The following is a 13,368-nucleotide window of genomic DNA, read 5'->3' as shown; positions in this document are numbered from 1 at the left end:
CAGGTGTCAGAAATTTTCTCGCCCACCAGATTGATGAGTAACTAAAGGCCGCCGAACGGCAGCCCTGAAGGATAAATGTTGATTAATATCGCTTTATTATCGGCGTTCTTTCTGACCAGTCAGGCCGCTCGCCAGCCATGATTGCGCGCTGTTGTGATGGCGTCACAGACTGGGTTATTTCAGGCATCGACTTGTATTCAGGTTGCTTAGGGGGAGTGAGAACCAGATCGGAGCTACAGCCTGACAGGAGCAAAACCGCCAGTAGAGATAAATTAAGTTTGAACACGCTAACCCCTTCCAATGGGATAAAAGTGACAGAAAATGCATGGAATATTAACCATACAGATAACCCCATAAGGATATATTTACAAAACCAATGCATGCAACCCTTTGTATTCCTGCCCACCTGTGCACGAAAGTGGAAAGAAAGCCGACTACGCTTTATCGAGTATCGGCTCCAGATACAACGCCGCTGTAAAACGTGCTGGCATTCGTCGCCGGAATCCGTACCATACGCGGCATACTTTTGCCTGCTGGCTTTTTTCTGCCGGCGCTAACCCGTCTTTCATAGCCAGCCAGATGGGGCATGAAAACGCGCAAATGGTTTATGACATCTACGGTGCGTGGATTGAAGAAATGAATGGCGAACAGGTGCTGATGCTTAACGATAAGCTGGCACGCTGATAAAATTTTGCCCCTATTATGCCCCTACTGGCTCCGAAGGTAGTAATAAATGCAAGAAAATCAATATATTAACAAAAAAGAGCAATACAACCTCAATAAACTGCAAAAGCGACTGCGCCGTAACGTGGGCGAAGCCATTGCAGACTTCAACATGATTGAGGAAGGCGACCGCATCATGGTTTGCCTGTCAGGGGGTAAAGACAGCTACACCATGCTGGAGATCCTGCGTAATCTTCAGCAAAGCGCGCCGGTGAATTTTTCCCTGGTGGCGGTCAACCTTGACCAGAAACAGCCGGGCTTCCCGGAGCATATTCTGCCGGAATACCTCGAAAACCTGGGCGTTGAGTACAAAATCGTCGAAGAAAATACCTACGGTATTGTGAAAGAGAAAATCCCGGAAGGGAAAACCACCTGCTCTCTTTGCTCCCGTCTGCGCCGCGGCATTTTGTATCGTACCGCGACCGAGCTGGGCGCGACCAAAATTGCGCTTGGCCACCATCGCGACGATATCCTGCAAACGCTGTTTCTCAATATGTTCTACGGCGGCAAGATGAAAGGCATGCCGCCTAAGCTGATGAGCGATGACGGCAAACACATTGTGATCCGCCCTCTTGCCTACTGCCGCGAAAAAGACATTGAGCGTTTCTCTCAGGCTAAAGGTTTCCCGATCATTCCATGTAACCTCTGCGGCTCTCAGCCGAACCTGCAGCGTCAGGTGATTGGCGACATGCTGCGCGACTGGGATAAGCGTTATCCGGGTCGTATCGAAACCATGTTCAGCGCGATGCAGAACGTCGTCCCTTCACATCTCGCGGACGTTGAGCTGTTCGACTTCAAAGGCATCAACCACGATTCAGACGTGGTGAATGGCGGCGATCTGGCCTTTGATCGGGAAGATATCCCTATGCAGCCTGCAGGCTGGCAGCCGGAAGACGATGACAATCAGTTTGAAGAGTTGCGTCTGAACGTGCTTGAAGTGAAGTAAGCGATTAGCGTCTCAGAAGGACCTTCTGAGACGCGCCATTCCTTATTTCAGCAGACGTACGCGGCAGGTTTTACCTTTGATTTTCCCGTTTTGTAGCTGCTTCCATGCCTTGTGGGCAACACCCTGGCGAACCGCCACATAGACATGTGCCGGGTGGACCGCAATCTTACCGATATCCGCCCCGTCCAGACCGACATCCCCGGTCAGCGCACCTAATACATCACCAGGACGCATCTTGGCTTTTTTACCGCCATCGATACACAGCGTCGCCATTTCAGCCTCCAGCGGCACCAGGCTGACGCCGGCAGGGGGATTCATCCAGCTCAGCTTAATCTGCAGCATCTCAGAGAGAATGTTGGCGCGCTGCGCCTCTTCCGGCGCGCAGAAGCTGATGGCCAGGCCGCTGTTTCCCGCGCGCGCGGTACGGCCAATACGGTGAACGTGGACTTCAGGATCCCACGCCAGCTCATAGTTCACGACCAGCTCAAGCGATTTAATATCCAGGCCGCGCGCGGCAACATCGGTGGCAACCAGCACGCGGGCGCTGCCGTTGGCGAAACGGACCAGCGTCTGATCGCGATCGCGCTGTTCCAGATCGCCGTGAAGTGACAATGCGCTCTGTCCGGCGGCATTCAGGGCATCACAAACGGACTGACAGTCTTTCTTCGTGTTACAGAACACCACGCAGGACGCGGGCTGATGCTGGCTCAGCAGCTTCTGCAGGAGCGCAATTTTTCCCTGTTGCGAGGTTTCAAAGAACTGCTGTTCGATGGCGGGCAGCGCATCTACGCTGTCGATTTCAATGGTGAGCGGGTTTTTCTGCACGCGCCCGCTGATAGCGGCGATAGCTTCTGGCCAGGTCGCAGAGAACAGCAGCGTCTGACGATTGGCCGGTGCGAAACGGATCACCTCGTCAATCGCATCGCTGAAGCCCATATCCAGCATCCGGTCTGCCTCATCCATCACCAGCGTTTGTAACGCATCCAGCGAGACGGTGCCTTTTTGCAGGTGATCCAGCAGGCGGCCGGGCGTCGCGACAATAATATGCGGCGCATGCTGGAGTGAATCACGCTGCGCGCCGAACGGCTGCCCGCCGCAGAGGGTTAAAATCTTGGTGTTAGGCAGGAAACGCGCCAGACGACGCAGTTCGCCCGCGACCTGGTCCGCCAGCTCGCGGGTCGGACACAGCACCAGAGACTGGGTCTGAAAAAGCGCCGCATCGATATGCTGCAACAGGCCAAGGCCAAATGCCGCCGTTTTCCCACTGCCCGTTTTCGCCTGTACGCGCACGTCACGGCCTTCAAGGATAGCGGGCAAGGCGGCCGCCTGGACGGGCGTCATCGTGAGGTAACCCAACTCGTTGAGGTTATCGAGTTGGGCGGCGGGCAGAACATTTAGGGTAGAAAAAGCGGTCACAGTAGTCTCTCGTGGTCATCTTTGCGGTCAGATGGCGCGTATCCTCGCAGATCTCGCGGTCCGATGCGACAATTTAATCGGTTCTTCATCTGGCGGCGGGTCGGGCATCGGCTGAGGACGCGGGATGGGATCGGGCATCGGCACCGGATCGGTGGGGATGGGATCGGATTGACGCCATTGTGGCAGTAGCAGAGCGCTAAGGATGCTCATCATTCCCTCCAGAATTTGCTGTCATCCCTTTTAGGGTAGACGTTGAGAATCAGGAGGCAAAAAAAAGCCGACTATGAAGTCGGCGTCGTACGAATCAATTGTGCTATGCAGTAATTCAAAAAAGGAAGTAAGACAATATGGAGCGCAACGCCCATCGCTTGACGTTGCATTCACCTGCGGGAGTAATATTGCACCTTACAGGGCAGAGTTTTATTGACTTCGCTCAATTAAAAGAGCGTTTTGAACTCTGTAAAAGGTGAAAAAAGCGTAAATTTACAGCCATTTACTACGATGCAACCACCATGCAACACCACCAATCAAAACAACTAACATGACGCAAAACGCGGTAAAGCCGTAGCGATACGCACCGCCTGGAATTCCGCCCAGGTTAACGCCAAACAGCCCGGTAAGAAACGTGCTCGGCAAAAATACCATCGCCATCAGGGACATCGTGTAGGTTCTTCTCGCCAGCGACTCCTGCATGACCTGCGCGATTTCGTCCGCCATCACCGCCGTCCTGGCAATACAGGAATCAATTTCATCCAGCCCGCGGCCCAGTCTGTCGGCGATATCCTGCATTCTGCGCCGCTGATCGTCATTCATCCAGGCGAGCCTTTCGCTGGCCAGACGCGCATAAACATCGCGCTGCGGCGTCATATAGCGGCGCATCACAATCAGCTGCTTACGCAGCAGGGCAAGAAAACCGCGGGGTGGGATCTGCTGATCGAGCAGGTTATCTTCCAGGTCGATGATTTTGTCGTGCAGCTCTTCGATGAACTCGCTCGCGTGATCCGTAAGCGCGTCACACACGTCCACCAGCCAGCTGCCGCAGTCGGTTGGCCCGGTACCCTCTTTCAGATCGTTCACGATGTCATCCAGCGCCAGGACTTTACGCTGCCGGGTGGAGACAATCAGCCCATCGTCCATATAGACACGCATCGCAACCAGCTGATCCGGACGCTCATCCGTGCTGCCGTTAATGCATCTGAGGGTGATCAGCGTACCGTCACCCATTCGGCTCACGCGGGGACGCAGGCTCTCACCCGCCAGCGCATCGCGCACGTTATTAGGTAAAAGCGGGGTCGAGGCCAGCCAGTCAGCGCTGTCCGTGTGGGTGTAGTTCAGATGTAGCCAGCAGGGATGCGCATTATCGATCACATCATTATCTTCCAGCGGTCGTGCACCGCCGCGACCATCCAGCACCCACGCAAAAACTGCGTCAGGAACGTTTAGTTCAGATCCTTTAATGCTTTCCACAGCGCCTCCACCTTTTTAACTCTTCCGGTGTCAGTCTAGCCTCCATCAGGGCTTAAGCAACAACTATGTTTCCCATCACGCTGAAATCGCTCAGGAAATGAACATGCTGACGAGAGGCGAAAAAAAAGCCCGGCACGCCAGGCTTTGAGGTTCAATCAGAGAGAGTGTTCTGGCCGGTGAAGGAAGGTTGGCGAGCCGCCATGTAATGAGGAAGAAGAGCCCTGATCAAGTCTGAAATTACGCGTTCGGGCCTGCAGCTCAATCACCTGATTACGCAATACATCAGAGGAACCGTTGAGCTCTTCTGCCATCGCCACGTTACTTTGCGTGACCCGCTCCAGCTCCGAGAGCGCCAGCGTGATCTGAGAAATGCCTTTCTCCTGTTCTGACGTCGACGCGGAAATGTCGTCCATCAGCCGGCTGACGTTCCCGGAGCCCGTCACGATTTCCTGCATATTCTTCTCCGCCTGTGACACCACGGTAACGCCCTGCGTAACGTTATTGCTGGTCACTTCAATCAGCGTTTTGATATTTTTCGCCGCCTCTGCGCTGCGGTGCGCCAGGTTTCTGACCTCTTCCGCGACCACAGAAAACCCCTTTCCATGATCTCCCGCCCTCGCCGCCTCAACGGCCGCGTTGAGTGCCAGGATATTCGTCTGGAATGCAATGCCGTCGATCAGCGAAATAATCTCCGTCATCTGCTGTGCGCATTCAGTAATGGACTGCATATTGGTGGCGACCTGCCCCATCAGCTCTCCGCCCTTGCGCGCCTGCAGCGTCGCGACATTGGCCTGCTCGCTCGCCAGACGGGTGTTATCGGCATTGTTTTTAGTGCTCGCCGCCATTTGTTCCATGCTGGCTGCGGTTTGCACTAAAGATGCAGACTGCTGCTCGGTTTTCACCGAAAGCTGCGCGCTACGTTGCGAGAGCTGGTCCGATAAGGTCATCGCGGTTTGCGATGACGCCCTGATCTCGCGCACCAGCGTAGCAATGTTGCCGGAAAGGCTATTGATCCCCGGGATGAGTCGACCCGCACAGTTGTTGCCAAACTCGGGAATAGACACTCCCAGGTTGCCCGCGGTCACCTCTTCGATGCTTTTCTTCACCGTATTGATCGGCGTCACAAGATACTTCGTCATATAGAGCCAGAGCAAAAATAGCGCAACGAAGTTGATTACGTTAAGGGAAATAAAGAGAGAGGAATTGCTGGAAAATAGAACAACGACACCTGCATTTACCAAAAATAGAGATAAAAGGAACCCGATAATAAAGGTCCTGACACTAATATTTTTTAGCATGATGATATCCACGTTTTATATTTTGGTCGGCATTTAGACTTATAGCATTGGCGCAGCGGTTTTTCCTCGCAAACGACGCTTGTTTTTTGTTTCGCCGTTAGCAACCTGAGATTTTGCTTAAGTCAGACAAAAAGAGCGTATTAGTGAAAATGTTATTCCCGGCATGCTGCGATACTGGTCTCCGGCCATGTGAAGCGATACCATTCTCTGCGGTGAGATGATACGATCGCCCTCATATTTAAGGCGCTTTGCTACTGTTATTCGTTTTTGTTTAGCAGTGCTTAATACGTTAACAACGAGAATATATTTTATATTCTTAATAAGCTGTAGAGTATTAATATGACCGGTCATTTTTCACGATAAATAACTCATATTGTTTGAATGCGCATGTTCGCTGCCAGATTAAGATGTGCCGGCAGGCGAAATCGGTAACCCTCTGAGGCGTGGGATTGCATAATGCTCAATATATCGTGGGACCCTGTGTTGATCGCTATCTCTTATCTGGTGGCTTTTATTGCCTCCTTTGTGGCGCTGGACAGCGCCGGAAAAATACCGCTTTCCGGCCGCAGGGCTGCCCTGTTCTGGCGCATTGCCGGAGGGGTCACGCTGGGCATCGGAATTTGGTCGATGCATTTCATCGGCATGCTGTCCATGCAAATGCCAATGATGATGAGCTACGACCTGTGGTTAACCCTTACGTCACTGGGCGTCGCGGTGGTTGCCTCGACCACTGCCATTAATATTGCCGTCACGGGAAAAAAACTCTCTCCCTTACGACTGATCCTTGCCACCACGATCCTGAGCGCGGGCGTAGTCTCTATGCACTACATCGGTATGGCTGCCCTGATGCTGGACGGGAGCATCATCTGGGATCGACGCCTTGTGGCATTGTCCGTGGTCATTGCCGTTATTGCCTCCGGCGCGGCGCTGTGGCTGGCTTTCCGTCTGCGGGATAAACACAAAGGGGTCTTTATCGATCGCCTTCTCGCGGCCTTCGTCATGGGCACGGCCATTTGCGCGATGCACTATACCGGCATGAGTGCCGCGCAGTTTCAGGAAATGTCGCACACCCTCCCCGGCGGGATCGGCGAGCTGGGGTTATCCATCTGGGTGTCGGTCACCACGCTCTGCCTGCTCGGCGTGATGTTAATTATTTCGCTTATCGATTCTCACTGGCGCACCGGCCGGCTGACGGATAACCTGCGGCAGCTCAATCGCCAGCTTGAGCTACAGGCGCGCTTTGACGCACTTACCGGGCTCGCAAACCGCCATCAGATGGATATCCGCATGCAGGATTGTCTGCGCAGCGCGCTGCTGAGCAAAAAGCCATTTGCCGTCATTTTCCTGAATGTCGATCACTTCAAGCGCGTAAACGATACCTGGGGTCACAGCGTCGGGGATGAGCTATTAATCACCGTTGCCCAGCGCATCACGGCCCGGCTCACGCGTGAGATGACCCTGGCAAGGCTGGGCGGAGACGCCTTTATCCTGCTGGTGCCTGAATGTGACGACGACAAGCTCAACGCCCTGCTCACCGCACTGCTGGACGATATGCGGCGTCCGCTTTCGCTCTGCGGACATACGCTTAGCACAACAATCAGCGCGGGTGTCAGCCTCTATCCTCATGATGGCGAAACGCTGCATGAGCTGAAACTCAAGGCGGACGCAGCGCTACATCACGTCAAAGAAGAGGGTCGCAATGGCTGGGCCGTTTACAGAACCGAGATGTCAACCGCTGTCCCGGCTAAACCCGGTTTTCTACAGGAACTTTCCCAGGCGCTTGAGCGCGATCAGTTTGAACTGTGGTACCAGCCAACCTGGCATGCGGAAGATAAGACTATTCATGGTTTTGAGGCCCTTCTGCGCTGGCGGCATCCTGAGCAAGGCGTTTTACTGCCTAACCTGTTTATCCCTTCGCTGGAACAAACAGGCTTAATCATACCTGTGGGGAACTGGGCGATTGAAGCGGCGTGCCGACAGCTTCATTTCTGGACTGAACAAGGTTTCAGCCAGTGGACGCTGTCGCTCAACCTGTCCCCCGTCCAGTTCGAACAGCCGGACATCTTCCATATCGTCTCGTCGATGCTGGAAAAATACAGCCTGTCGCCCGCCAGGCTGATCCTCGAGGTGACGGAAAGCACCGCGCTTAAAAACCTCGACCGCAGCATTGAGCTGCTGGATGCGTTTAATCGTGCGGGGATCGTCGTCTCGATTGATGATTTTGGCACGGGCTATTCCAACCTGCTGATGCTGAGCGTGCTTCCGGCAAAAGAGCTTAAAATCGACAGAAGCTTTGTCACGTCGATGCTGGAAAATGAAAAAAGCTACAAGCTGGTCGAAACCATTATGAGTATTGCCCGAACCATGGAGATGAATGTTGTGGCAGAAGGGATCGAAACGGAAGAACAGCAGGCGGTCCTCACCCGTCTCGGCTGCGACTATCTGCAGGGGTACCTTTTCTCCCGGCCATTACCTGCCGAACAGGTGCCGTGGCTTCTGCTGCAGAAAAACTCAGATAAGCAAATTATACCTATTAATAAAATTCAAACGGACCCCGCATTTATTTCACAAAAAAATCATGCCTGACGGGGTTAAGTAGAGTATGTTTCAAAGGAGTACACGCGAGTTCATTCTGCCATGACAGTCAGGCACATCGTGCCGATGAACAGGAAACGCCTATGTCGCAACCTTGTTTTGATGCGTTGAATGTAATTAAAACACCCGTGTGGCTCATTTCACCCGTGTCGGAACAGATTATTTTTGCGAATATGTCCGCAACGCAGCTCATGGGAGATAAAACTCTCGACCTGCTGCGCAAAGGGACCTATTCCGCAAATGCACAAACCCTCCTGTCGATGTATGTTCCTGAATTGAAAACAGAGCAGGAAATCATCGAAATCTGGACAATCAGCCGGGATGGACACGACGCGCCGTTAAGCTGTCGTCTCTCGCTTGCCCACTACGCGCCCTGGGGTGATGCGATCGTCTTTGAGGGGATCTCCCCGCAAGTCGTCTCCGGATTGAAGGCCAGCCGCTCCGCCACCTATCAGCGCAAAAAACAGGGATTTTACGCGCGTTTTTTTCTCACCAACAGCGCCCCGATGCTGTTAATCGATCCTGCGCGCGACGGCCAAATCGTCGATGCTAACCTGGCCGCACTCAATTTTTACGGTTATTCACATGAGAGTATGTGCACTAAACATACCTGGGAAATAAATACCCTGGGGCGAGATGTGATGCCCATAATGACTGAAATTGCCGCGTTGCCCGGCGGTCATAAGCCGCTCAACTTCGTTCATCGTCTTGCCGACGGCTCCACGCGCCATGTTCAGACGTATGCAGGGCCCATTGAGATTTACGGTGACAAGCTGATGCTGTGCATCATCCACGATATCACCGAGCAAAAAAGACTGGAGCAGCAGCTGGAACACGCGGCTTTACGGGACTCCATGACCGGATTACTCAACCGTCGCCAGTTCTACGCCATTACCGATCAAAGCAGCCTGAATCAACTTCCTGCACAACAGCAGTTTAGCCTGCTGCTGGTGGACACCGATCGTTTCAAGAACATCAACGATCTGTTCGGTCATCTGAAAGGCGATGAGGTGCTTATCGCCCTCTCCCGAACACTTGAAGCCTGTAGTCGGAAAGACGACATGGTGTTCCGCTGGGGTGGAGAAGAGTTCGTCATCCTGCTGCCGCACACCTCTCTCGACGCGGCGCTTGAGATTGCGGAGTCGATCCGAGCGGCAGTTGCGCGTATCACGATCCCGGGCTTGCCTCGGTTTACCGTCAGCATTGGCGTGGCGCGGCATAACCAGGGAGAGAGTATTGATGAGCTGTTCAAGCGTGTCGACGATGCGCTGTATCGTGCTAAAAATGACGGACGCAATAAAGTCCTTGCTGCATGAAACTGGTGTATCCGGAAAAGCCCCGCTACAATGCCACCTCGAATAAAATGACGTAGGTGGGTAAAATCTCCAATGGGAAAAACAGAAATAATACTCACCATAATTATTTTATTCCTTATTATATTTGGTTTCTGGTTTATCTTTAGCGGTGAAATCTGGTATCTCGTCGAGTTTCTTGAAAATAGCCTTTACCCCACCTTCGACGCACTGTAACGCATGTTTAATTTCTTGTTTCACCTACCGAATTTGTCAGGTTCCGGTATTACCGCCCGCCGCGTAAGATACGCGGCGTTATCCTCCAACAACGTTGATAACGAATCACTTATTCACTTGCTTATGTTGCCCGTTCTCTGACGGGCTTTTTTATTTCCGCAATTCTGCCACGCCAGGCTATATCTTAATCATCGTTATTGATAAAGGTGAGGAATGATGAGCAAGAAGATCCTGATGCTGGTTGGCGATTACGCCGAAGATTACGAAACCATGGTCCCTTTTCAGGCGTTACAGATGGTTGGCCACCAGGTGGATGCGGTATGCCCCGACAAACCGAAGGGCGACTACATCATGACGGCGATCCATGACTTTGACGGCGCCCAGACCTACAGCGAAAAACCCGGCCACCGTTTTATCCTCAATGCCGACTTTTCCACTGTTAAGGAGCAGGACTACGACGCGCTGCTCATCCCCGGCGGACGAGCGCCCGAATATCTGCGATTAAATGAGGAGGTGTTAAAGCTGATACAGGCATTTGACGCCGCGCGTAAACCGATCGCAGCGGTATGCCACGGCCCGCAGCTGCTCGCTGCCGCTGGCATACTGAAAGGACGAACCTGTAGTGCCTATCCGGCCTGCGCCCCTGAGGTCCGGCTCAGCGGTGGACACTACGCCAGTATCGGCATCGATCAGGCTCACGTAGACGGCAACCTGGTGACCGCCCCCGCCTGGCCCGCCCATCCGCAGTGGCTGGCGAAGTTTAATGCGCTGTTAGAATAGCAATACCTGCTCCCGCCAGCTCAGCCTGGGCGGGCGCAGATTCACAAGACAATATTCATCGCTCCTGCCGACGCCATTCTGCTTCCATCTCGCGCTGTTTTCTTCGCGCTTCTTCTTTTTTACGGTACAGCGGCGGATAATAAATGTGCCCCCAGTCCCACTTGCCGAACCAGATATTCATCAGGGCGCTAAATACAGTGATGAGGATGATAGCGAAGATAATAAAGCCCTCATCATCGCCCAGATTGAAAATGTCCCTTGCTAAGGAATGCTGAGCGTGACTGAACCAGTGCGGATGGTAATCAAGTATCATGAAAAACAGGATACCAAAAAGTAAATCGCCAACTTTGAATCTTTCACTGAATTTACTGCGCCAGGCGGAATCATGTTTTTCATAGTAATTAAGTAAAAACTGATTGTTCTCTTTCAACGCTAAATCAAGCACTTCCCTTGAGGGCACCTCACCGGGGTGTTTCTGGTAATCGCTCTGCGGGCGAAGAATATCCGGGAAGATGCTGCTGTATACGATCGCATTCAGCACTTGCCTGAAGACATTAGCGACAACGGGCATAAGGGTTGTGGCTATCAGCCCCAGAGCCGCCAGCGCGACGCAGAAGAAGCCAAGATGTTCGGTCCAGCTAATGGCCTGTACGGGCCAGGTCAAAATCCCCTGTCCGCTGTAAGCCAGCAGCGCCAGATCGGCGAAAAGGACAATATAGATGAAGCGTATAATCCACTGCCATTCCCAGATTTTATCCATAATACCTAAGCCTGCCGGAAATGAGGGTTTGTCTTTCTTTTCATCCGTCATAATTTATCCATGCGATTATTTTTGAAACAGACACTTTTCGGGAATAAAAAACAACTGGCGCCAGATGCGCCAGTTCACAATGTTACTCTTCTTAACGATAGTTACCGTAGAATCCGGGCTCGTCAGTGCTTCTCAATATACATCGTCCGGCTATACGCCACGTCTTCCGGGTTATTAATAGGATAACCTTTCACCCAGGGCTTAATAAGACGACCGTTGGTGTACTGGTAAATGGGCGCGATAGGTGCTTTTTCCATGAGGATTTTCTCCGCCATGTTGTAGTCCGTATTACGCGCTTTCGCCGTGCTTTCCAGCGTCGCCTGGTGAATGATCTTATCGTAAGCCGGGTCGTTGAAACGCGAGATATTGCCGCTGTGGGTGGAGGTCAGCAGGGACAGGAAGGTCGAGGGCTCGTTGTAATCCCCCACCCATGACGCGCGGATCACATCAAAATTGCCGGTATTGCGGCTGTCGATATAGGTTTTCCACTCCTGGTTTTGCAGTTTGACATCCACACCGAGGTTTTTCTTCCACATGGACGCCACCGCAATCGCAATTTTCTGGTGGTTTTCCGAGGTATTGTACAGCAGGGTCAGCTTCAGCGGGCGCTGAGGACCGTAGCCTGCGGCCTGCAGCAAGGTTTTCGCCTGCGCATTCAGCTCCTGCTGAGACATCTGTTCGAACGGTGAAGGTTCAGGCGTGAAGCCCGCCGTCACGTCAGGGGTGAAATGCCAGGCCGGCTTCTCGCCTGTACCTAAGACCTTTTCCGCCATAATGCGGCGATCGATAGTCATACTCAGCGCAAGACGGACCCGTGAATCGGCCGTCGGGCCCTTTTGCGTGTTGAACGCATAGTAGTAAGTGCCGAGCTGAGGCGGCGTATAGACCTGTCCTGGGATCTCCTTCAGGAGCTTCTGATACATGTTTTTCGGGAACGATTCGGTAATATCAATATCCCCTGCCAGATAGCGTTTCGTGGCGGACGATTCCTGATTAATCGGAATGAAGGTCACTTTTTGCAGGACGGTTTTCGCATTGTCCCAGTAGTGAGTATTCGGCACGACAACCAGCTTTTCATTCACCACGCGGTCGTTCAGAACGTATGCCCCATTACCGACCAACGCTCCCGGACGCGTCCACTCTTTACCGCTTTCGACGTTCGCTTTTTGCACCGGATAGAAGGCAAAGTTTGCCGTCAGGTTGCTAAACCACGGCAACGGTTTGTCCAGCTGGACGCGTAACGTTCTGGCATCCACCGCCGTCACGCCCAGGGTATCAGGCGCCGCTTTACCGTCAATGATGGCCTGCGCGTTGTTGATACCCGCCAGCGCGGCAAACCAGGCAAACGGAGAGGTCGTTTTCGGGTCAACCAGACGCTGCCAGCTGTAGACAAAATCCTGCGCGGTAACCGGCGTACCGTCAGACCATTTCGCATTATCGCGCAGGGTGAACGTCCAGATACGGTTATCGTTGCTCTGCCAGCGCGTCGCCACGCCCGGGGTCAGTTCCCCTTTCTCGTTCTGATTCACCAGCCCTTCGAAAAGATCGCGAATCACCTGAATCTCCGGCAGCCCCACCGCTTTCGCCGGGTCGAGCGAAGCCGGTTCGTCTTTAATGTGTCTGACCAGCTCCTGTTTTTGCGCCAGTACCGTGCCTTGTGGCACATCAGCAGCGTACGAGAGTGTAGAGAGTCCGCACAGGAACAGTGCGGCGAAAAGACGCGAAACAGGATGCTTCATAGGATCCCCTTTAATGAATTCAGGTAACAAGCAGATGCGTAATTATTTGTTTCGACAAAGAGAA

Annotated in this window: 11 protein-coding genes and 1 pseudogene; 6 read left to right on the top strand and 6 right to left on the bottom strand. The window is 53.0% G+C overall.

Translation table 11 applies throughout. From position 1 onward, the window contains the following. Window positions 1-435: 435 nt before the first annotated feature. A pseudogene (locus tag M2433_RS01650) lies at window positions 436-684 on the top strand (tyrosine-type recombinase/integrase); the annotation flags it as partial. A 49-nt stretch (window positions 685-733) separates the two neighbouring features. Continuing rightward, the gene (gene ttcA, locus M2433_RS01645) at window positions 734-1,669 is read left to right on the top strand and encodes a tRNA 2-thiocytidine(32) synthetase TtcA (protein WP_429052403.1); all 936 of its coding nucleotides are present in this window, start codon (window positions 734-736) and stop codon (window positions 1,667-1,669) included. A gap of 42 nt (window positions 1,670-1,711) precedes the next feature. On the opposite strand, the gene dbpA is transcribed toward ttcA, so the two are convergent. The 4 genes from dbpA to M2433_RS01625 form a co-directional block, all read right to left on the bottom strand. Continuing rightward, the gene (gene dbpA, locus M2433_RS01640; RefSeq protein ID WP_429052401.1) at window positions 1,712-3,085 is read right to left on the bottom strand and encodes an ATP-dependent RNA helicase DbpA; all 1,374 of its coding nucleotides are present in this window, start codon (window positions 3,083-3,085) and stop codon (window positions 1,712-1,714) included. Between the two features lie 27 nt (window positions 3,086-3,112). Continuing rightward, entirely contained in the window at window positions 3,113-3,295 is a 183-nt protein-coding gene (locus tag M2433_RS01635) for a hypothetical protein (RefSeq protein ID WP_072250527.1), read from the bottom strand. Between the two features lie 273 nt (window positions 3,296-3,568). Next, the gene (gene zntB, locus M2433_RS01630; RefSeq protein WP_047348324.1) at window positions 3,569-4,552 is read right to left on the bottom strand and encodes a zinc transporter ZntB; all 984 of its coding nucleotides are present in this window, start codon (window positions 4,550-4,552) and stop codon (window positions 3,569-3,571) included. A 155-nt stretch (window positions 4,553-4,707) separates the two neighbouring features. Further along, on the bottom strand, window positions 4,708-5,850 hold the full coding sequence (locus tag M2433_RS01625; RefSeq protein WP_429052398.1) for a methyl-accepting chemotaxis protein: 1,143 nt from the start codon (window positions 5,848-5,850) through the stop codon (window positions 4,708-4,710). A gap of 456 nt (window positions 5,851-6,306) precedes the next feature. Here M2433_RS01625 and M2433_RS01620 point away from each other — a divergent pair, with 456 nt between their 5' ends. The 4 genes from M2433_RS01620 to M2433_RS01605 all read left to right on the top strand — a co-directional run bounded on the left by M2433_RS01620 (window position 6,307) and on the right by M2433_RS01605 (window position 10,754). Then, window positions 6,307-8,436: a putative bifunctional diguanylate cyclase/phosphodiesterase gene (locus M2433_RS01620; RefSeq protein WP_429052396.1), complete on the top strand. Its 2,130-nt coding sequence runs from the start codon at window positions 6,307-6,309 to the stop codon at window positions 8,434-8,436. 92 nt (window positions 8,437-8,528) lie between these two features. Then, a complete protein-coding gene (locus M2433_RS01615) occupies window positions 8,529-9,761 on the top strand; it encodes a diguanylate cyclase domain-containing protein (protein WP_429052393.1) in 1,233 nt (410 codons plus the stop codon). 72 nt (window positions 9,762-9,833) lie between these two features. After that, on the top strand, window positions 9,834-9,974 hold the full coding sequence (locus M2433_RS01610) for an Ecr family regulatory small membrane protein (RefSeq protein WP_048339062.1): 141 nt from the start codon (window positions 9,834-9,836) through the stop codon (window positions 9,972-9,974). Between the two features lie 216 nt (window positions 9,975-10,190). Next, window positions 10,191-10,754 (top strand): DJ-1/PfpI family protein, encoded by a 564-nt coding sequence (locus M2433_RS01605; RefSeq protein ID WP_429052391.1) that lies wholly within the window; start codon window positions 10,191-10,193, stop codon window positions 10,752-10,754. Between the two features lie 55 nt (window positions 10,755-10,809). Here the strand turns inward: M2433_RS01605 and M2433_RS01600 are convergent, their stop codons facing one another. Next, complete coding sequence (locus M2433_RS01600; RefSeq protein WP_429052389.1) at window positions 10,810-11,565, bottom strand: hypothetical protein; 756 nt, start codon at window positions 11,563-11,565, stop codon at window positions 10,810-10,812. Window positions 11,566-11,687: 122 nt separating this feature from the next. After that, window positions 11,688-13,304: a peptide ABC transporter substrate-binding protein gene (locus M2433_RS01595; RefSeq protein WP_429052387.1), complete on the bottom strand. Its 1,617-nt coding sequence runs from the start codon at window positions 13,302-13,304 to the stop codon at window positions 11,688-11,690. Window positions 13,305-13,368: the final 64 nt, after the last annotated feature.

The organism is Enterobacter sp. AC1 (assembly GCF_050434705.1).
In the GTDB taxonomy this organism is placed as follows: Bacteria; Pseudomonadota; Gammaproteobacteria; order Enterobacterales; family Enterobacteriaceae; genus Enterobacter; species Enterobacter cloacae_L.
The sequence above is the reverse complement of the archived record's forward strand: the minus strand, read 5'-3'. Positions and strand labels throughout refer to the sequence as shown.